The sequence below is a fragment of the Chromobacterium sp. INPA-IVC genome, from assembly GCF_059047085.1.
In genome coordinates this window covers 442,967-461,752 of the sequence record NZ_JBTNLS010000001.1, presented here as the reverse complement: position 1 = coordinate 461,752, position 18,786 = coordinate 442,967, and the positions used below count along the sequence as shown (strand labels likewise).

Annotated in this window: 16 protein-coding genes; 5 read left to right on the top strand and 11 right to left on the bottom strand. The window is 62.4% G+C overall.

The genetic code is table 11. The features are described from left to right. Positions 1-9: 9 nt before the first annotated feature. The gene (locus ACX17K_RS01920; protein ID WP_231155245.1) at positions 10-1,017 is read left to right on the top strand and encodes a class 1 fructose-bisphosphatase; all 1,008 of its coding nucleotides are present in this window, start codon (positions 10-12) and stop codon (positions 1,015-1,017) included. 53 nt (positions 1,018-1,070) lie between these two features. Here the strand turns inward: ACX17K_RS01920 and ACX17K_RS01915 are convergent, their stop codons facing one another. Next, entirely contained in the window at positions 1,071-1,715 is a 645-nt protein-coding gene (locus tag ACX17K_RS01915; RefSeq protein ID WP_493773454.1) for an SOS response-associated peptidase, read from the bottom strand. A gap of 9 nt (positions 1,716-1,724) precedes the next feature. After that, entirely contained in the window at positions 1,725-2,276 is a 552-nt protein-coding gene (locus ACX17K_RS01910; RefSeq protein ID WP_493773453.1) for an RNA 2'-phosphotransferase, read from the bottom strand. A gap of 144 nt (positions 2,277-2,420) precedes the next feature. On the opposite strand from ACX17K_RS01910, the gene ACX17K_RS01905 reads away from it, so the two are divergent. Then, positions 2,421-3,122, top strand: coding sequence for a glutathione binding-like protein (locus tag ACX17K_RS01905; protein WP_493773452.1), 702 nt, complete (start codon positions 2,421-2,423; stop codon positions 3,120-3,122). Between the two features lie 50 nt (positions 3,123-3,172). On the opposite strand, the gene ACX17K_RS01900 is transcribed toward ACX17K_RS01905, so the two are convergent. From ACX17K_RS01900 to nrdD, 3 genes are all read right to left on the bottom strand, one after another. After that, the gene (locus ACX17K_RS01900; protein WP_493773451.1) at positions 3,173-4,369 is read right to left on the bottom strand and encodes an MFS transporter; all 1,197 of its coding nucleotides are present in this window, start codon (positions 4,367-4,369) and stop codon (positions 3,173-3,175) included. Positions 4,370-6,314: 1,945 nt separating this feature from the next. Continuing rightward, complete coding sequence (nrdG, locus tag ACX17K_RS01895) at positions 6,315-6,884, bottom strand: anaerobic ribonucleoside-triphosphate reductase activating protein (RefSeq protein ID WP_493773450.1); 570 nt, start codon at positions 6,882-6,884, stop codon at positions 6,315-6,317. Positions 6,885-6,891: 7 nt separating this feature from the next. After that, the gene (gene nrdD, locus ACX17K_RS01890) at positions 6,892-9,069 is read right to left on the bottom strand and encodes an anaerobic ribonucleoside-triphosphate reductase (RefSeq protein WP_493773449.1); all 2,178 of its coding nucleotides are present in this window, start codon (positions 9,067-9,069) and stop codon (positions 6,892-6,894) included. A 217-nt stretch (positions 9,070-9,286) separates the two neighbouring features. On the opposite strand from nrdD, the gene ACX17K_RS01885 reads away from it, so the two are divergent. Then, complete coding sequence (locus ACX17K_RS01885) at positions 9,287-9,844, top strand: hypothetical protein (protein ID WP_493773448.1); 558 nt, start codon at positions 9,287-9,289, stop codon at positions 9,842-9,844. 58 nt (positions 9,845-9,902) lie between these two features. On the opposite strand, the gene typA is transcribed toward ACX17K_RS01885, so the two are convergent. Beyond that, on the bottom strand, positions 9,903-11,720 hold the full coding sequence (gene typA, locus ACX17K_RS01880; RefSeq protein WP_493773447.1) for a translational GTPase TypA: 1,818 nt from the start codon (positions 11,718-11,720) through the stop codon (positions 9,903-9,905). Positions 11,721-11,911: 191 nt separating this feature from the next. Between typA and ACX17K_RS01875 the strand changes: the two genes are divergently transcribed. Both ACX17K_RS01875 and ACX17K_RS01870 read left to right on the top strand, forming a co-directional pair. Next, positions 11,912-12,778, top strand: a complete 867-nt coding sequence (locus tag ACX17K_RS01875) for a hypothetical protein (protein WP_493773446.1) — start codon at positions 11,912-11,914, stop codon at positions 12,776-12,778. Between the two features lie 195 nt (positions 12,779-12,973). Continuing rightward, a complete protein-coding gene (locus tag ACX17K_RS01870; protein ID WP_493773445.1) occupies positions 12,974-13,927 on the top strand; it encodes a hypothetical protein in 954 nt (317 codons plus the stop codon). A 65-nt stretch (positions 13,928-13,992) separates the two neighbouring features. Here ACX17K_RS01870 and ACX17K_RS01865 read toward each other — a convergent pair whose 3' ends face one another. The 5 genes from ACX17K_RS01865 to ACX17K_RS01845 form a co-directional block, all read right to left on the bottom strand. Beyond that, a complete protein-coding gene (locus ACX17K_RS01865; RefSeq protein ID WP_493773444.1) occupies positions 13,993-14,703 on the bottom strand; it encodes a hypothetical protein in 711 nt (236 codons plus the stop codon). Positions 14,704-14,939: 236 nt separating this feature from the next. Then, a complete protein-coding gene (locus tag ACX17K_RS01860; RefSeq protein ID WP_493773443.1) occupies positions 14,940-15,935 on the bottom strand; it encodes a hypothetical protein in 996 nt (331 codons plus the stop codon). 20 nt (positions 15,936-15,955) lie between these two features. Beyond that, positions 15,956-16,684, bottom strand: coding sequence for a pseudouridine synthase (locus ACX17K_RS01855; protein WP_493773442.1), 729 nt, complete (start codon positions 16,682-16,684; stop codon positions 15,956-15,958). A 140-nt stretch (positions 16,685-16,824) separates the two neighbouring features. Further along, positions 16,825-17,454, bottom strand: a complete 630-nt coding sequence (locus tag ACX17K_RS01850; RefSeq protein WP_493773441.1) for a hypothetical protein — start codon at positions 17,452-17,454, stop codon at positions 16,825-16,827. Positions 17,455-17,553: 99 nt separating this feature from the next. Continuing rightward, positions 17,554-18,600: a DNA-binding protein gene (locus ACX17K_RS01845; protein ID WP_493773440.1), complete on the bottom strand. Its 1,047-nt coding sequence runs from the start codon at positions 18,598-18,600 to the stop codon at positions 17,554-17,556. Positions 18,601-18,786 lie beyond the last annotated feature (186 nt).

The following is an 18,786-nucleotide window of genomic DNA, read 5'->3' as shown; positions in this document are numbered from 1 at the left end:
AGGAACGTCATGAGCCGCATCACCCTCTCCCGTTTTCTGATCGAACAACAGCGCAAGGCGGGCACGCTGCCGCCGGAACTGCGTCTGCTGATCGAAACCGTGGGCCGCGCCTGCAAGGCCATCAGCTATTCGGTGAACAAGGGCGCGCTGGCCGACGTGCTGGGCGAGGCCGGCACCGGCAACGTGCAGGGCGAGGCGCAAAAGAAGCTGGACGTGATCGCCAACGACTTCCTGTTGGACGCCAATGAATGGGGCGGCAGCCTGGCCGCCATGGCGTCGGAAGAGATGGAGCTGCCCTACCACATCCCGGGCGAATACCCGAAGGGCGAATACCTGCTGATGTTCGATCCGCTGGATGGCTCGTCCAATATCGACGTCAATATCTCGGTCGGCACCATTTTCTCCATCCTGCGCAGCCCCGAAGGCGTGACGCAGCCGACCGAGGCGGACTTCCTGCAGCCCGGCACCCACCAGGTGGCCGCCGGCTATACCGTCTACGGCCCGCAAACCATGCTGGTGCTGACCTTCGGCAGCGGCGTGCACGGCTTCACGCTGGATCGCGAGCACGGTTCCTTCGTGCTGACCCATCCGGACATGAAAGTGCCGGAGCGCACCGCCGAATTCGCGATCAACATGTCCAATATGCGCCACTGGGAGGCGCCGGTGCGCCGCTACGTGGACGAGATGCTGGCCGGCAAGACCGGTCCGCGCGGCCGCGATTTCAATATGCGTTGGGTGGCGTCGATGGTGGCGGAGGTGCATCGCATCATCACCCGCGGCGGCATCTTCATGTATCCGAAGGACGCGCGCGATCCGTCCAAGGCCGGCAAACTGCGCCTGATGTACGAAGGCAATCCGATGGCCTTCATCATCGAGCAGGCCGGCGGCGTCGCCACCAACGGCCATCAGCGCATCATGGACATTCAGCCGACCAAGCTGCACGAGCGCGTGGCGGTGTTCCTGGGTTCCAAGGAAGAAGTGGATCTGGTGACGCGCTACCACGCCGAGCAGCAATAAGCCGGCAGTCGTTTCCCAGAAAAAGCCCGCGTTCAGCGGGCTTTTTCTTTGGCTCAGTCGAATAGCGACCCTTGCTGGGGCGGATTCGGGATTTCGCCTTCCGCGCGCATCGCCTCCGCGGAAAACAGCTGCAGAAAAGCCCGCGCCTGCTCGGGATTGCGGCAATGCAGCCACTCTTGATGCAGCGCCGAGGGGATGATGACCAGCGAGCGCTTCTCGTCGCCTGGCCGGTGCATTCGGCCCATCACTCCGTGGCCGTCGGCATTGATGGTGATCTGAGTGAAGGCCAGGCTGATCGAGCCGTCCGTCTCGCGCCATTCACGCCACAGGCCGGCCACTGCGAACGGCGCGCCATCGGCCATGCCGATCTTGGTGCGCACCGCCCTCCCGCTCTCATAGCAGGGTTCGTAGAAGGCCCGCATCGGCACCAGGCACTGCTGGCAGTTGCGCCAGGCGTCGCGGTAGCTGCGCAGCTGGCCTATGGTTTCAGCGCGCGCGTTCATGGTGCTCAGCCGCATGCCTTCAGGCTGATGGCGCTTGGGGATGAAGCCGTAGCTGGCCATTCGCAACCCGTCGCGGGTCAGGATGGGCGCCAGATAGTCTTGCCAGGCTTCGTCCTGCCATTGCCATTCGCCCGGATCGCAGCCGAACCATTCGCGCAGCTGGCCGTGGCTGGGCGGGGTGAAATTGACGCACATGTTCAGGCCTTATTCTGTCTTCGGCGTCGAAATAAAAACGGCCGGCACTGCTTCGGCAAGCCAGACGCCGTTGTCGGAGAGATAAAGCGTCAAGCCCGCCTCCCGCATTGCGCGGGCATCGATGTTCAGCACCACCGGCTTGCCGTGGCGGGCGCCCACCTTGCGCGCGGTTTCCCAGTCGGCGGACAGGTGGACGTGCTGGCGCTGTCCGGGCCTCAATCCTTCCGCCAGGATGGCGTCCAGAAAACGGGTGGCGGTGCCGTGGTAAAGCAAGCCAGGCGGTTCGCTGGCCGCGAGTCCCAAATCTATTTTGATCGAGTGGCCCTGATTGGCGCGTATGCGCAGGCCATCCTCGCTGATGGCAAAGCGTTGCTTGTCGCTGTCGCGGACAATATCCTCCAGCTCTCTGCGGCTCAGCCGTCGTCCTTTGGAGGCAAGCCGAGCCAGCAGCTCGGCAATATCGGCCCAGCCTTGGGCATCCAGTTTCAATCCTATGGTTTCCGGCTGGTGCCGCAGCACCAGGCTGAGGAAGCGGGAATGGTCGTCTTGCTTGTTGCGCATTGAATGATCTTGCTTGATGGAGCCTGGCGCAATCATACCGTGTCAGCGGCAGCCGGACGACCTGCAAGCCCGAGGCTCCTCTCTTTGCAAAACGCCGACATGCCCCCATGTCATCCCTTCCATTCCCAAGCCAGGAAGCGAACGATGATAGACCTCTATTACTGGACCACGCCCAACGGCCACAAGATCACGATCTTCCTTGAAGAAGCCGGCCTGCCCTACCGTGTCGAGCCGGTCAACATTTCCATCGGGGATCAATTCAAGCCGGATTTCCTGCGGATCGCGCCCAACAACCGCATTCCCGCCATCGTGGATCACGCGCCGCAGGGCGGCGGCGAACCGATCAGCCTATTCGAGTCCGGCGCCATCCTGCTGTACCTGGCCGACAAGACCGGGCGCTTCATTCCGCAAGATTTGCGCGGCCGCAACGAGACATTGCAGTGGCTGTTCTGGCAGATGGGCGGCCTGGGGCCGATGGCGGGCCAGAACCACCATTTTTCCCAGTACGCGCCGGAGAAGCTGCCATATGCGATAGACCGTTACGTGCGCGAAACCGCTCGCCTCTATCGCGTGCTGGACACGCATTTGTCCGATGGACGCGAGTTCATTGCCGGCGAATACTCGATCGCCGACATGGCCTGCTATCCGTGGATCGTGCCGCATCAGCGCCAGCAGCAGGATCTGGACGATTTCCCGTCTCTCAAGCGCTGGTTCGACCGCATCGCCGAACGGCCCGCCGTACAGCGGGCCTACGCGCTGGCGGAAACCATCAATACGGCGCCCTCGGTCACCGACGCCTCGCGCGCCATCCTGTTCGGCCAGGACGGCAAGCCGCGCGGCGGCTGACCCACCGCGCCTACTCATGCGCGGCGGCCGGCAGGCCGCCGTTTGTCTTGCTAGTGCGAGGTCATCGTCTCGCCGCGCCGCTCATGGCTGAAACGGATCAGGATCGCGATCGCCAGCGCGACGAGGCCGGCGACGATGGCCATGGCCAGGCCGTAGTCGCCGCCGTTGGTCTTGGCCATATGGGCTTGCAAGGGGCTGTTGACCGACGCGAACAGATTGCCCAGCTGGTAGACCAGGCCGGGAAAGGTGGCGCGCACCGCCGCCGGCGATATTTCGTTCAAGTGGGCCGGAATCACGCCCCATGCGCCCTGGACCGATATCTGCATCAGGAACGCGCCGATGGCCAGCAGCAACGGCGTGCTGGTGAAAGCCCATAGCGGCAATACCGGCAGCGCGAACAGCGCGGCCAGCGTGATCGCGTTGCGCCGGCCGATTTTCTCGGACAGGCTGCCGATGGCCAAGCCGCCGACGATGGCGCCGACATTGAGGCAGATGGCGATCATCTGCACGGTATGCGGATCGAACTTATGCTGCACGCGCAAGAAGGTTGGATACATGTCCTGGGTGCCGTGCGAGAAGAAATTGAAGCAGGTCATCAAGACGATGGCGTACAGCGACAGCCGCCATTGCGCCGATATCGCCTGCAGCAAGCCGGGCTTTTCGTGATGGCGCGAAGCTTCCCAGCTGGGGCTTTCCGGCACGTTGCGGCGGATGTACAGCGTCAGCAGCGCCGGCAGCAGGCTGAGCATGAACATGCCGCGCCAGCCTATGTGCTCGAACAGTTGCCCGAATGCCAGCGTCGCCAGCAAGTAGCCGCTGGGGTAGCCCGCCTGCAGCAGGCCGGAGACGAAGCCGCGCGACTCCTTGGGTATGCTTTCCATGGTCAGCGAAGAGCCCACGCCCCACTCTCCGCCCATCGCCACGCCGAACAAGGTGCGCAGCACCAGCAGCGCCATCAGGTTGGGCGCGAAGGCCGATGAGAATCCCAGTATCGAATACAGCGCGATATTGGCCATCAATACCGGTCTGCGGCCGAAACGGTCGGCCAGCCGGCCGAATATCAGCGCGCCGATAGGACGCGCCGCCAGCGTCAGCATGATTGCCCAGCTGACCGCCTCGATGTCGGCGCCGAATTCCTTGGCGACATCCTTCAACACAAACACCATCAGGAAAAAGTCGAACGCGTCCAGCGTCCAGCCCAGATAGCAGGCGAACACCGTTTGTTTCTGCTCCTTGCTCCAAGCCATGCCTCTTCTCCAGCTCTAGTTATTGTCAGGTCATCCATTCATGATAAATGTATTTCATGCGGGGGCCTGGCGTCGCAAGAAATAGCAACAAACTTCCACGCGCCATGCGGCGTCACGCAAGCTCATCCCAATCTCCGGGCTCCCGGCGGAGTCGATGAAGAAATACCCATGCGCGCTTGCCGATTGACTAATCTGGGAGCACGGCAGGATGAACTGTGGGGGTAAAGGAATGAGAATTCATCGCGCGTTTCTTGGGCTTGCCTGCTGCATCGCATTGGTTTCATGCGGTGGGGGCGGAGGCGCAAGCACTGGCTCCAGCACGCTATCCGGCACGGTCGCAGTCGGCGCGCCAATGCAGAACGCCACGCTGACCATCATGGGAAGCAACGGCCAGACTGTCAGCGCCAGCATCAATAGCGACGGCAGTTACAGCAATCTGAGCCTGAGCGGGCTGACGGCCCCCTACCGCCTGCAGGCTTGCGGGCTGGTCAATGCCGTCTACACCTGCCATTACGCCGTCGCTCAAGGAGGCGGCGTCGCAAACGTCACCTCGCTGACTACTGCGCAGGTCACGCTGGCCAATGGCAGCGACGCCTCCAACATCATGACGTCCGGCGCGCCATCGTCCAGCGCGCTGAGCGGCAGCCAACAAACTCTGCAAACCGCGCTGACCCAGGTGTTGGCCGCGGTGGGGCTGAGCGGCAGCGCCGACTTCACCACTACCGCTTTCAATGCCGACCGCACCGGCATGGATAAGATGCTGGATGTGATCGCCGCCAGCACCGGCGTCAACAATGGCCACACTTTCGTGCAACTGGAAGGCCGCGTCGGCAGCGGCAATTTCTACGTCGATAGCAGCGGCGCCCAAACGGGCAGCCTTGGAGACAGCGCGTTGATCAGCGGCCTGGGGCTCGATCTGACCAGCATCAGCCAGATTTTTGCCGCGCTGAACTCCGCGGCGGGCAGCGGCACGGTCAGCGCATGCGCCGCGGTGCTCGGCAACAACGCCAGCATGCTGGATGCCCAATTCACGCTATCCATCAATCAACAGACTTTGAATGCCGGCAATTTCGCCGCGCAGATTTGCAGCTTTCTGTCCCAGGGTGGTTTGCTTGGCGGCAGCGTCGCCAATCCCACGCTGCGCGACTGCGACTTTTCCGGAAGCGATAAGCTCTGCACGGTCGGTTTTGACGTGCTCAACGGCAGCGCCATACAGGAAGGCGCGGAAATGGCGGTGGTGCTGAGAAGCGGCAGCGCCGCGTGGAAACTGCTGGGCCAGGCGACGCCCTATGAAATCCATGTCAACGCCAACGTGCAGCGCACGCTGCGCGCCAATGTGAGCAGCCCCCAGCCGTCTTACTACCGCGCGATCTCATTCGAAATCCACACCGCCGCCAACGGCGTAAGCAATGCGGTGCAATCGGCGAAGGTATATCAGCGCAATGCCGCCGGCACCGGCTGGGATAGCGCCCCCATCGCGACGCTCAGCAACGCGGGCTGCGCCAGCCAGTCCTGGCTCACGATCCAGGGCAGCAACTGCGGCAGCACCTGGCTGGGGCTGGACAGCTTCAACAACGGCAACCTGGCTTCGGGCGACGCCCTGATTTCCGCATTCTTCCAGCGCGGACGGCAAGTAAAGATAGATCTCTATTCCGACAATGCCTTCGCCAGCCTGATCACCAGCGTCATCACCCGCATCGACGGCGTGCCGCCGCAATCGGCCCAGCTGGCCACCCTGCCTTGGCTGACGCTGGATAGCGCGAGCCAAAGCGCGCTGGTCAATTATGCCAGCCCGCTGGGCAGCGTCTTGAGCTTCTCGTGGACCGGGAGCAATGCCATCGTTCCTCATGACGCTTCGTTCTGCAATGCGGGCAGTTGCAACAGTCCGGTGCACATCGACCTGGGCGGCAAGCTCGGCAGCGCCGGCAGCGCAAGCTTCGATTTGTCAGGGCTGACGCTCTCCGCCAGCGACTTCAAGGAGATCGCGCTCTACGGGCGAGACCGCAGCGACGTGGGCTATCAAAGCAATTACGTCAGTTGCGTCACGGGCAGCAACAGCTGCCCGTGATCCGTCGCAGAGCCTGAGCAGGCGCTGATTGTCCGATCCCCGCCAGGGCTTGCTGGTTGGCAGGTCCTGGCGGTAGCGGCCGTCTATCAGCACGTCGACGAAGTGCAGAATCTCCAGTTCCCGGACCTCTTCGTAGTCATAGCCGGTCCATAGCCAGATGTTCTTGTCCGGGTAGCGCTGCTTGAACATCCGGCACAAAGTCAGAATCTCGCCTCGGTTGGCCGGCAGCAGCGGGTCGCCGCCGGACAGGCTGAGGCCGTCATGGCCTGCGCAACGGCTCAGCAGTTCTTCCCTCGCCTCCGGCGTGAAGGGCCGCCCGCTCTTGCGATCCCAGGTCGAGCGGTTGTGGCAGCCGTCGCAGGCGTGCGCGCAGCCGGTGACGAAGAGCGTGACGCGCACGCCCTCGCCGTTGACCAGATCGCAGGTGTAGTAGCGATCGTAATTCATCCCGCGCTCAGTGCTCGCCGCCGAAGTGCTTGACCCGGCGCATCACTTCCTTCTGCTTGCCGGCATTGAATGGGCGCGAATTAGGACTGCCCAGATAGCCGCACACGCGGCGCGTCACCGACAGCGAGGCGCTATCGCGGTTGCCGCACTGCGGGCAGCAGAAGCCGTCCGCGTCCGCCTTGGCCTCGCCCATGAAGCCGCAGGCGCCGCAGGAGTCCACCGGCGTGTTGCTGCCGAAATAAGGCACCCGCTCCAGCGCGTAATCCCAGATCCGCTCCAGCGCCTGCAGATTGTGCTTCATATTGGGCAGCTCGACATAGGTGATGTGGCCGCCGGTGGCGAGTTCGGCATAGCCGGCCTCGAAGTCTATCTTTTCGAACGGATTGACCTTGCGGAAGACATCCAGATGGAAGGAGTTGGTGTAATAGCCCTTGTCCGTCACCTCGGCGATATCGCCGAAGCGCTCGCGGTCCAGCTTGCAGAAGCGGTGGCACAGCGACTCGCTGGGCGTCGAGTACAACGAGAAGCCGAAGCCGGTCTCGCGCCGCCACTCCGCCGCCGCCGCGTTCATGCGGTCGACCACTTGGCGCAGGAAATCGCGGATCTCCGGGCTGTCCGCCGGGTGCGAGCCAAACAGCAGCGCGCCCACCTCATGCAGGCCGATATAGCCCAGCGAGATCGAGGCGCGGCCGCCCTCGAACAGCGTCATGATGTCCTCGTCCGGCTGCAGCCGCATGCCGAACGCGCCCTCGGTGTAGAGGATCGGCGCCACATTGGCCTTGACGCCCCGCAGTCGGTCGATCCGCAACATCAGGGCGCGGAAGCACAGGCCGAGGCGAGCATCCAGCAGCGTCCAGAATGCCTGAGCATCGCCTTGCGCCTCGATGGCGATGCGCGGCAGATTCAGGCTGACCACGCCCAGATTGTTGCGGCCGTCCAGCGCTTCCCTGCCCGCCTCGTCCCGCCACGCGGGCAGGAAGCTGCGGCAACCCATCGGCGAAACCGGCGTCGATGAGCCGGTGATGCGCCGGTTCAGCTCGGCAGAGATGATGTCCGGATACATGCGCTTGGACGTGCACTCCAGCGCCAGCTGCTTGATATCGTAATTGGGGTCTTCAGGCCGCAGATTGACGCCCTTGTCGATGAACATCACCAGCTTGGGGAAGACCGGCGTGATGCCTTCCTTGCCCAGTCCCTTGATTCTCACTTTCAGGATGGCCTGTTGGATGATACGCGCTTCCCAGGCGGTGCCCATGCCGAAGGAGAAAGTGACGAAAGGCTGCTGGCCGTTGGAGCTGAACAGTGTGTTGATCTCGTATTCGCAGGCCTGGATGCCGTCGTAGCACTCTTTTTCCGTACGCTCGCGCGCGTAGCGTTCCGGATCGGCGATGCCGTACTGCTCCGCCACGTCCAGATTCTTGCGATAGCTTTTCAGCACGTAGGGGGCCAGGGTCTGGTCGATATTGGGAATGGTGGTGCCGCCATATTGGTGGCTGGCCACCTGGGCGATGATCTGCGCGGTGACGGCGCAGGCCACGCCGATCGAGCGCGGGCTTTCGATCTGCGCGTTGCCCAGGCGGAAGCCCTGCTCCAGCATGCTCTTCAGGTCCACCAAGCAGCAGTTGGTGAAAGGCAGGAACGGCGAATAATCCAGATCATGGAAATGGATGTCGCCGGCGTTGTGGGCGCTCAGGATGTCTTTGGGCAAAAAATTGCCGGCGAACTGCTTGGACACGATGCCGGCCATCAAATCGCGCATCACAGGGAAAACATTGGCGTCCTTGTTGGCGTTCTCGGTGGTGGCTTCTTCGTCGGTCTTGTGCACCAGTCCCATCAACTTGGCGTGTAGCTCGGAGCCGCGGGCGCGCACCATTTCACGGTCGTGGCGGTACTCGATGTAAACCCGAGCCACCTCCGGATAGCGCTGCATCAGCGCGTTCTCCACCCGTTTCTGGATGGCCGGAATGTCCAGCCGGCCGTTCTGGGCCAGCTCTCGGCATTCGCGCTCCACCTGGGCGGCGATTTCCAATGCCAGCCTGGCCGGCTCCGCGTGCCTGGCGGCCATGGCCGCCCTTTGGCAGGCATTGGCAATCTTGCCGATATCGAATCCCACTACCGCGCCGTCGCGCTTGCTCACTTGCAGCATCGCCTGGTTCTCTCCCGACTCTTGGCCGCTTCCGGCCATATGCAACACGCCTGCGCTGAGCAGGCCCTGAAACCGTCGATACTTTAGGCGATTTGCGCAGATTGCGGGGCGGTTTTTCTTCAAAATATGGTGATCAATCTTGAGTGTGATCAATATATTGTGCTCATCGTCTAAAAATGAGGCGGCGCCGGTCAAGGTTGCAATCGTCATTGATTTCGGATTGAATGTCATGTCATTGTTTTGATGGGAACCGCCAATGAAACGCCTATTCTGCTTGCTGCCGCTGACGTTCTGCCTGGCGGCCTGGGCTGCCGATAACGAGCAAATACAGGGCCAGGGCGGCCGCATCCTGCACTACAGTTCCACTCAGGTGCGGGTGGAGCCTTCGAGCGAAGATATGCGCAACTATCTGCAAGCCCGGGATGCGCGGCTGGAGGGCGCCAACGCGGCGGCGGCGCTGCAGGCTGGCCGCAAGGCGTTCGAGCGTTTGGGGTACAGGCGGGTGGATGTCGATGCCGATTATGGCGTGATCCGCGCGGAGAAAGACGAGACCTTGATCAGCGAAGCGCGCCAGGTGTTGCGCGGGCTGCTGAAATTGAAATTCCCGCTGCCGGGAAAGCCGGATCATCAGACTACCGAGGTGCTGCTGACGCTGAAGCCGGGCAGTCAGCCCCGGCAGGTGCTGCTGCGGGCGAATATCCGCCAGACCGTTTGGGACAGCAACGGCAATTCGCGCACGCTGCTGTGCAGCGATCAGGCGGTCTATCGCCAGCTGTTCGACCAGTTGAACGACGCTCTGGCCAAGCCGAACTAGCGCGCAAAAAAAGCCCCGCTTGCGCGGGGCTTGATTCATGCTAGCAGCGGAAACCGGATCAGACGTTTTCCACCTTGGCCATCTTGCGGCGCTCATGCTCTTGCAGGTAGCGCTTGCGGATGCGGATGGACTTCGGCGTGATTTCCACCAGTTCGTCGTCGTCGATGAACTCCACGGCCGATTCCAGCGTCAGCTTGATCGGGGTGGTCAGGCGAACCGCTTCGTCAGTGCCGGAGGCGCGAACGTTGGTCAGCTGCTTGCCCTTGACCGGGTTCACCACCAGGTCGTTGTCGCGGCTGTGGATGCCGATGATCATGCCTTCGTACAGCTTGTCGCCCGGGGACACGAACATGCGACCGCGGTCTTCCAGCTTCCACAGCGCGTAAGCGACGGCTTCGCCGTTCTCTTGCGAGATCAGCACGCCGTTGTGGCGGCCCGGCAGATCCGGCTTCACCGGCGCGTAGTCGTCGAACACGTGGCTCATCAGGCCGGTGCCGCGGGTCATGGTCATGAAGTCGGACTGGAAGCCGATCAGACCGCGCGCCGGAATATGGTATTCCAGGCGAGTCCGGCCCATGCCGTCCGATTCCATATTGGTCAGCTCGCCGCGGCGGCGGCCGATTTCTTCCATCACGCCGCCCTGGTGGTCGTCTTCCAGGTCGATGGTCAGGTTTTCGTACGGCTCGGACTTCTGGCCGTTGATTTCCTTGAACACCACGCGCGGCTTGGCCACGGCCATTTCAAAGCCTTCGCGGCGCATGCTTTCCAGCAGGATGGTCAGGTGCAGCTCGCCGCGGCCGGACACGCGGAAGATGTCGGCGTCGCCGGTATCTTCGACGCGCAGCGCCACGTTGGTCAGCAGTTCTTTGTTCAGGCGGTCGCGGATCTGGCGGCTGGTGACGAACTTGCCCTCGGTACCGGCCAGCGGCGAGGTGTTCACCATGAAGTCCATGGTCAGCGTCGGCTCGTCCACGGACAGAACCGGCAGGCCAACCGGCTGCTCTTTGTCGCAGATGGTCACGCCGATGCCGATATCCTCGATGCCGGAGATGATCACGATGTCGCCGGCTTCGGCTTCAGGCACTTCCACGCGCTCCAGGCCCTTGAAGCCCAGCACTTGGTTGATGCGGCCGGTGGCTACTTGCTCTTCATGGTTCATCACCACGACTTGCTGGCCGGACTTGATGCGGCCGTTCAGGATGCGGCCCAGGCCCAGGCGGCCGGTGTAGGTGGAGTAGTCCAGAGCGGAGATTTGCAGCTGCAGCGGGGCTTCCGCATCGCCGGCCGGAGTCGGCACGTGCTTCAGCACGGTCTCGAACAGCGGACGCATGTCGTTGGACTCTTCTTCCAGCTCATGCTTGGCGAAGCCGGACAGGCCGGATGCGTAGATGATCGGGAAGTCCAGCTGCTCGTCGGTGGCGCCCAGTTTGTCGAACAGGTCGAAGGTTTGGTCCACAACCCAGTCCGGACGGGAGCCCGGACGGTCGATCTTGTTGATCACCACGATCGGACGCAGGCCCAGGGCCAGCGCCTTCTTGGTTACGAAACGGGTCTGAGGCATCGGGCCTTCGACCGCGTCGACCAGCAGCACCACGCCGTCAACCATGCCCAGCACGCGTTCCACTTCGCCGCCGAAGTCGGCGTGTCCCGGGGTGTCGACGATGTTGATGTGCACGCCTTCGTAGTTGATGGCGGTGTTCTTGGCGAGAATGGTGATGCCGCGTTCTTTTTCAAGATCGTTGCTGTCCATTACGCGTTCGTCGACCTGCTGGTTTTCGCGGAAGGTGCCGCTTTGTTTCAGCAGTTGGTCGACCAGGGTGGTCTTGCCATGGTCGACGTGGGCGATGATGGCGATGTTGCGGATTTGTCGGGTCATGTTTAGCGTGTTTCGGCTGGAATTCTGAAAACAGAAAAATCGAAAGATTATAGCATGGTAGAACCACACCGAGAAAATTTCAGTAAAGACAGATGACAATCCTGTAAAGGCCGCATGTATTTTTCAGGGATTAGTCCGGGCCGCGGTTTGGCGCTACACTTCCGGCCATCTAGCAACAAGGAACACGCAATATGTACGACTGGAACGCACTGTGGCATGAGCGCGAGGCCTACCGCACCGGTTACGACATCCACCATGACGACGTGAATGAGCTGGCCGGCGCGTTGCAGGCCCGGCTGATTCACCCCGCCGCCGCCGGGCAAGTCGCGGTGTATGAAGACGATAACCGCTACATCCTGGCTGGCCACGATGGCGGCCTGCAGCTGCTGGAGGTGATGAAGCACGGACTGTTCGACATCACGCTGCGCTTCGTCAGCGAGGACGAAGGCCAGGGCGTCGCCCTGCCCTATGTCGAAATCCATGTCGACAATCTGGCCACTGAAGAGCAGGCGGTTTGGCGCGCGGAAACCCGCGTCGACGACGAGGGCCGCATCTGGGTCGGCAAGCGCACGCTGGATGAGAACGTGCTGCCGGCAATGCCGTTCGACGACCTGTCTTTTACCGACAACGCCGAGTTCCGCGAAGAGCTGGCGCGCGTCTGGCATGAGGACTTGCCGCAGCTGCGTCCGCTGATCGAAGCCTGGTTCCACCATGGCGGCGAAATCAGCGAGGTCGACGAGCCTGCGCATTACGGCGACGCGGAGCGGGTGCAGCAGATGTGCGACCGCTACGCGGAAATCGTCCGCCGCGAGCAGGCCCAGCTGTCGCGGATGTTCAGCGATGATGAGCTGCGTTTGATCGCCGGCGTGATCGCGGGCATCCATTTCGACAGCGCCGCCTCCTGCCGCGGCGTCTGGCTGGCGGTGGAGGCCAGAATCATCGAAGAAGAACTGGACCAGCAGCATCAGATCGACGCCGAAGCGCTGCTTTCCAAAATGAAGAGCCTGAGTTACGCCCAAGAAGTGGCCTTGATCGAGGCCTTGTCCCCGCTGGGCTGACATCTCTCCTGCCTCGCCGGCGCGTTTCGTCGGCGAGACTGCCATGCCCTTGGCAAAACCATCAGCCTAGCGGCGCAGGCATCAGCAAAAATTCGTGCGAGTCTGAACCATCGGACAGGTCTTTCTCAAATTCGGCCATCTACTCTCATTCAAGAGCGCAGCCCGGAAACCGGATTGCTCCAAAGGGAGAGACGCATGAAGCTGCTGACAAGCCTGCTGAACCGCATATTGCTGCTGATGGCCGCCCTAGTGGCCTCATCCGCATGGGCGGCGTCGCCGACCATGGCAGACGCGGGGCCTCATCCCGCCGGCGTGCCGCAGAACTATGTCATCACGCCCTTCGGCTACTTCCACCCCTCCTGCGTCCGCGAGGCGACGGGCGGCGTCAGATTGACGGATGCCGATGCTCCGCTCGCCTGCGCCGGCCGCGCGCGTTACGACGCGCAAGGAAGGGCTGTGGCGGCGACCGGTTTCGCGGCAAAGTCTCCGCGCGCGGCGAATCCTTTGGCGGCAATCAACGGCTGGGTGGAAGATTCGGAGCTGGTCGCCTCGTCTCCCTATGCCGGAATCAGCGCCAGCTGGCCGGTTCCCGCCGCGCCGGCGAGCCGCGGCGGACAAGTGGTCTACTTCTTTCCCGGCCTGCAGGACAGCCGCAATGTGCAAAGCATCCTGCAGCCGGTGCTGGGCTGGAATGCTTTTGGCGATCAGGCCTGGACGATCGCCAGCTGGAATTGCTGCAGGAACGGCGCGGCAAACTACAGCTCGCCGCGCACGGTGGCCAGCGGCGACTTGATTGCGGGGCGGGTCTGGCATGACTGCCCGGCTGGCGCGGCCGCTTGCGGCTCCTGGAATGTAGAGACGCGCGACGTCACGCAAAACACTCTGACCACGCTGAGCCATACCAGCAACTATGGCCAGAGTTTCAATTGGGCATTCGGCGGCGTGCTGGAAGTGTATGGCGTCGCCAATTGCCAAAACTATCCGGCCGACGGCGCGATCAGCTTCAGCAATATCCAGCTGTTGGATATCAACAAGCAGATCATTTCGAACCCGGCCTCGCTTGCCTGGAGCGCAAATGTTCTGCAGCAGGGAGGCGGCTGCAACTACCACGCGGCCGCTAGCGCCGCCGCTACCGCTCTCAGCTATTGATCATCGCGCATTTCGACTTTGCCGCCGCCATGGTTATGCAGCCCCCCTGTCTCCATGGCGGTTTTTTATTCTTCCTTGCCCGCATCCTGACGGGCATAGACCATGCGTCCATCGCCATCGACCACCTCTAGCTTGCCGTCTTTCCGCACCGTCAGGGTCAGGTTCTGGAATGGCGGCTGCCTCAGATAGGCGGCATCGTCGATGGCGAAGGCGGCCAGGCGCTGGGCGGAGCGCTCCTCGGGCACATCGAACCATTGCGGCTGATCCTTGCCGCCATTCCGGCGCAAGCCCGCTCTGCTCCAAGCCTCTCCCTTAGGCGCGCTGACCATGGCATCGCCATTGCGGTCGGTGACTGCCGTCAGCACCTTGCCGGATCGGCTTTGGAAGCTGACCTCCACGCCGGCCATCGGGCCCACACTGGGCATGCCGACGATCGCCAGCCGGCTTCCCTCTTCCGCAGGCCGGCGAATGCGAAGCTCCTCATCGCGGAACAGGCGGAAAACCGGCGCTTTTTCCGGTGCGGCGCTATGCAGCTCCACCTTGCCGCCTTGCGCTTTCTTGCCGCCTTGCGCTTTCCAGTTTCCTTGGGCGTACTGATCGACGGCGCCGTAACTCATTCCCCATTCGAAGCTGCCATCCGGCTTCAGCAATAGCTCCGCGCCGACCTCCCTCACGTCCTGCAGGTAGTAATGCCCGCTCAGCGGCGGCGCTTCCGGGCTCGCGGCCGAAGCTAGGTCGCACCATGCCAATATGCACGCCAATATCGTTTTTTTCATTGCCGACTCCGAAATGATGAGGTGGAAATTCTATCGCACTCGGCAAGCATTCCGAATTTGGCGTTGCCATTCTTTTGGCAAGAGGATGTCTGGACAGAAAAAAGCCCCGGCCAGGAGGTCGGGGCAGATTCAACCGACCGCCCTGAGGCCGATTGAAACTTGTTCCATATTCAGCATAGTCCGTCTGAGGGCGATCGTAATGGTTTTGGCGGGTAGCGCTGTTTGGGCGGCGCTTGTCAGTCGCGAAATTGCCGGCGGAGTTCGGCTATGCTCTCTCTGCGAATCTTCACCGGCATCAGCGCCCTGCGGGTTGGACGCTCCCGGCCCAGGACGAGCTCTTCCAGTTGCAATGTGGTCGCGCCATCTTCGCCGGCCTCGCATTTGATGCCCATCCGATTGAGGCGCAGCGTCACGTTCTCCAGGCTGAAGTAATCGCCGGGGTGCTCAAGCACATGGCGAACCGTGTCCAGGGCCCCTTCCAAGCTATTCAATTCCCGCAGGCTTTCCAGTTGCGGGCGCACTTCCGACAGGCGCTTGTCCAGATCGGCCAGCGTATCGGGAAGATCGTCGCCGCCCTGTCCATCCACCACGATCCGCGACGGGGATTGCAGCGTCAGCCTGCGCAATTGCAAGCGCCCCAATTCCGCCTCCAGCTGGAGCCGGGTCTGCTCCAGCAAGCCAAGCTGGCGGGCGATGACCGCTGTCAGCACGTGCAGCGCCCGCTCTCCGGATTGCTTGCGAAACGCCTCCTCGCTGGCGCAAGGCAGTTGCAATCCATGGCCATCGAAGCTGACGACGGTCTGGGCGACATCATTGCGCAGCTCGCCATTTTCCATGGCGACGCCGAATCTCGCGGTTTCGCTGCGCTGCATGGTCATCAGCGCCCAGGCCTCGTCGCCGTTCGAAGCGGATGAGAAAAACGTCCGCAAGGACTCGCTGCCCTCAAGGACGTCAAGCAGGCTGGAGGGGCCGGCAAATAGCAGGCCCAGTCTGGGATCGCGGGAAAAGCTCTGCAGCGACAACTCCAGCGCGGGGGGTAATTTGTCGCTCAACGTGGCGAGGTAGGACTGGGCGATGCGCATGCCGGGCATCAGCGCGTGCTGATGGTCGGGCAGCAGGCAAAGCTTTCGGTCGCAGGCCTCCAGCAATTGCTCGATCTGCCGCGCCAGCTCTCGAGCCTGTTGCCGGCTGGCCGCATCCCATCCCAGCTTGCGCAGCAAATACTCGAACATTCCCACCCTCCTGCTTCCGGTCAGAATTGCTCGTCGTCCCTGAGATAGCGCCATTGCCCGGTGGGAAGGTTGCCCAGCTTGACCTTGCCGATGGAGATGCGCTTCAGTCCGACGACCCTCAGGCCGACCAGTTCGCACATGCGGCGGATCTGGCGCTTTTTGCCTTCGCGCAGCACGAAACGCAGCTGGTCATCGTTCTGCCAGCTGACTTTTGCGGGAAGCAGCTTCTTGCCGTCCAGGGACAGTCCGTGGTTGAGCAGCTTCAGGCCGTCGGCCGACAGCTCGCCTTCGACGCGCACCAAGTATTCCTTTTCCACCTCGGAATGCTCGCCGATCAGCTGCTTGGCGATGCGGCCATCCTGGGTCAGCACCAGCAGACCGACGGAGTCGATGTCCAGCCGGCCCGCAGGAGCCAGGCCGCGCAGATGCGACGGCTGGAAGCGCTTGTGGCTGCCATCCTCGGCCCAGCGGTTTTCCGGTTTCACCAGCGTCACTGCGGGCAGATAGCCATCCTCGGCCTGGCCGGAGACGTAGCCGACCGGTTTGTTCAGCAGGATGGTCACGCGCGCGGATTGCGCGTCCTGCGCCTTCCTGTCGACTTCTATCTGGTTATGCGGCAGGACTTTTTGGCCCAGGATGGCGACTTCGCCGTCCACTTTGACCCAGCCCTGCTCGATATAGCTGTCGGCTTCGCGGCGCGAACACAGCCCTAATTCGGCCATTCGCTTGGACAGTCGTACAGGTTCCATTTGGTCTTTCCGTAATGAAAAAGCGGACTCCGGGCACGCGTTCGCGCATGGAGACCGCCATTGAATCGACCGTTATTGTAAGAGATTGCCGCCCGGCTGACCATGCGGGGCGGCAAATTTGGCCCGTCGGGCGACTGGTTTCAGGCCGGGACGGCCGGCGTGGATGGCGGGGCGCCTGCCGGACCGCTCGCTTGCTGCGCCGGGATGGGGGCGGTCTGAGCGGCCTGAGCGCCGCCTTCCCTCGATTTCATGCCGACATAGGTGGCGCTGCTCAGGCCCAGGACGACCAGCCAGCTCGCGTCTATCGGGTAGAAGCTCTGCAACTGCACCGACTTGTACAAAAACGCGACGCCTATGCCGACATTGGCCAGCAGGGCCTGGTAGCGATGGATGGACACGCCCTGCCCGTCGTCCAGCACATCCTGCGGCCAGCCGCGGGAGTGTCGCGCCGATGCCGGCGTTGCGCCCGACGGAGCGTCTATCAGCGAGGCTGCGCCAGAGGTGGCCACGCTGATGCCCAGCAATCCCAGCAGCTCGAGCGTCGGCGCGGGCAGGTTATTGGTGGTGAGCAACGTCCAGCCGGAAATCACGGCGACCAGGAAGGTCCACCAGATCAGCTGGCTACGCGCCAGGCTGAAGGTTTGCTGCCCGTTGGCCACGCCTGGGGCGAGCGGGCCGCGATCGCGCAGGATGTCTGTTTTCCAGACGACGGCGGCGAAGAGCGCGATGACAAGCGCTGAGTAGAGTACGGCATAGCCTTGCATGGTCATATCGACTCCCTGCTGTGAGTGGGCTGAAACTCATTCAGCATAGACAAGGAATGCGAGATTTCCGTCGCTCCTGCCTGTTCCGACGGACAGGCGGCTCGGTCAATCCGCGAGCTGTTCGCCCAGCCAGTCGCGCAGGGTTTGCTGCGGCGCCGGCCGCCCTCCCGCCTCCCAGGCTGCGCATGCTCTCTCCATGCTCCTGGCGCGCTCTTGCCTGCCCCGCTCTTCCAGGCGGGCGCATTGGGCGGCCAGCTCCTGCAGCTGGGCGTTGCCGGCATCCAGCGCCTGCTGACGGGCTTGCGCCTCTTGGCGCAGGGCTTCTTCTCTTTGCGCCATCAGCTCCAGCCGCGCCTGCAGTCCGCCGTTCTCCCGCTCCCGCTCCAGCAGGCGCTCGCGCCACAAATTCTCCACTGTGGCGGCGTCCTGCCTGGCCTGGCTCAGCGCGTCTTCCAGTTTTTGCGTCTGCAGCTTCATGTCCCGACGCTCTTCTTCCACTTGCTGGTACAGCCTGACGCGCAGTCCCTCCAGTCGCTCGTAGGCAAGCGCCTCTTTCCGCTCCGACTCTTCCCGCTCGGCCTGCAGTTGCTGCTGATGTTGGTTTTCCTGCTCCTCCAGCCGCTCATTTGCGCGCTTGCGCTCCTGCTTCAGCTCGTCGCGCAGTTGCGCGGCCGCGCCTTGCAGCTCCGCCCGCTCCTTTTCCAGCGACTCGGTCAGCAGTTTTTCCCGCTGCAGCAGGCTGTCCAGTTCGACTTGGCGCGCGGCGCGCAACTCCAGCTCATGCCGCAGCGACTGCGTCTCGGCCTCGGCCAGCTCGTGCCTGTGCGCCAGATCCGCCAACTGCTTGTTCAGTGCTTTCGTCTCGGCCTCTGCCTCCTCGCGAACCGAGGCCAGCTGTTGATCGGCTTCATCGCAGGCTTTCTGCCATATCTGATCAAACGCTTCAGCCAACGCGGGAGGCCAGTCTGGTCTCCTTGAGGAAACGGCCACTTTGCTCAGGAATTCCTGCCGCCAGGTTTTCAGCGTGTTGTTGATGGTGGTGTTGGAGCCGCTGCCGAGGCGGGCTCGGACATCCACCACGGTGGGCCAGACCCCTTCCGCCACCAGTTCGAACGCCGCTTGGCGTATCCGCGAATAAATATCGGCCGTCACTTTGGCTTTCCTTTGCGCACTCTTGTTCGGGCTGAAGTGTAGCAGATTCAAGTTGATAAATATATTACGTATAACATTTTAAATTTATCAAATTCGCCGAGTTTTTCCTATAATTATACTTATCGGAATATTTAAGAGTTCGTGTCGATGAAAATGACCAAGCCAGCAAGCCCTATTCGATGCGAA

Bases quoted from the DNA above. Each gene is read 5' to 3' on its own strand.
- ACX17K_RS01920 (WP_231155245.1), top strand. From the start codon at position 10: ATGAGCCGCATCACCCTCTCCCGTTTTCTGATCGAACAACAGCGCAAG.
- ACX17K_RS01915 (WP_493773454.1), bottom strand. From the start codon at position 1,715: ATGTGCGTCAATTTCACCCCGCCCAGCCACGGCCAGCTGCGCGAATGG.
- ACX17K_RS01910 (WP_493773453.1), bottom strand. From the start codon at position 2,276: ATGCGCAACAAGCAAGACGACCATTCCCGCTTCCTCAGCCTGGTGCTG.
- ACX17K_RS01905 (WP_493773452.1), top strand. From the start codon at position 2,421: ATGATAGACCTCTATTACTGGACCACGCCCAACGGCCACAAGATCACG.
- ACX17K_RS01900 (WP_493773451.1), bottom strand. From the start codon at position 4,369: ATGGCTTGGAGCAAGGAGCAGAAACAAACGGTGTTCGCCTGCTATCTG.
- nrdG (WP_493773450.1), bottom strand. From the start codon at position 6,884: ATGAATTACGATCGCTACTACACCTGCGATCTGGTCAACGGCGAGGGC.
- nrdD (WP_493773449.1), bottom strand. From the start codon at position 9,069: ATGGCCGGAAGCGGCCAAGAGTCGGGAGAGAACCAGGCGATGCTGCAA.
- ACX17K_RS01885 (WP_493773448.1), top strand. From the start codon at position 9,287: ATGAAACGCCTATTCTGCTTGCTGCCGCTGACGTTCTGCCTGGCGGCC.
- typA (WP_493773447.1), bottom strand. From the start codon at position 11,720: ATGACCCGACAAATCCGCAACATCGCCATCATCGCCCACGTCGACCAT.
- ACX17K_RS01875 (WP_493773446.1), top strand. From the start codon at position 11,912: ATGTACGACTGGAACGCACTGTGGCATGAGCGCGAGGCCTACCGCACC.
- ACX17K_RS01870 (WP_493773445.1), top strand. From the start codon at position 12,974: ATGAAGCTGCTGACAAGCCTGCTGAACCGCATATTGCTGCTGATGGCC.
- ACX17K_RS01865 (WP_493773444.1), bottom strand. From the start codon at position 14,703: ATGAAAAAAACGATATTGGCGTGCATATTGGCATGGTGCGACCTAGCT.
- ACX17K_RS01860 (WP_493773443.1), bottom strand. From the start codon at position 15,935: ATGTTCGAGTATTTGCTGCGCAAGCTGGGATGGGATGCGGCCAGCCGG.
- ACX17K_RS01855 (WP_493773442.1), bottom strand. From the start codon at position 16,684: ATGGAACCTGTACGACTGTCCAAGCGAATGGCCGAATTAGGGCTGTGT.
- ACX17K_RS01850 (WP_493773441.1), bottom strand. From the start codon at position 17,454: ATGACCATGCAAGGCTATGCCGTACTCTACTCAGCGCTTGTCATCGCG.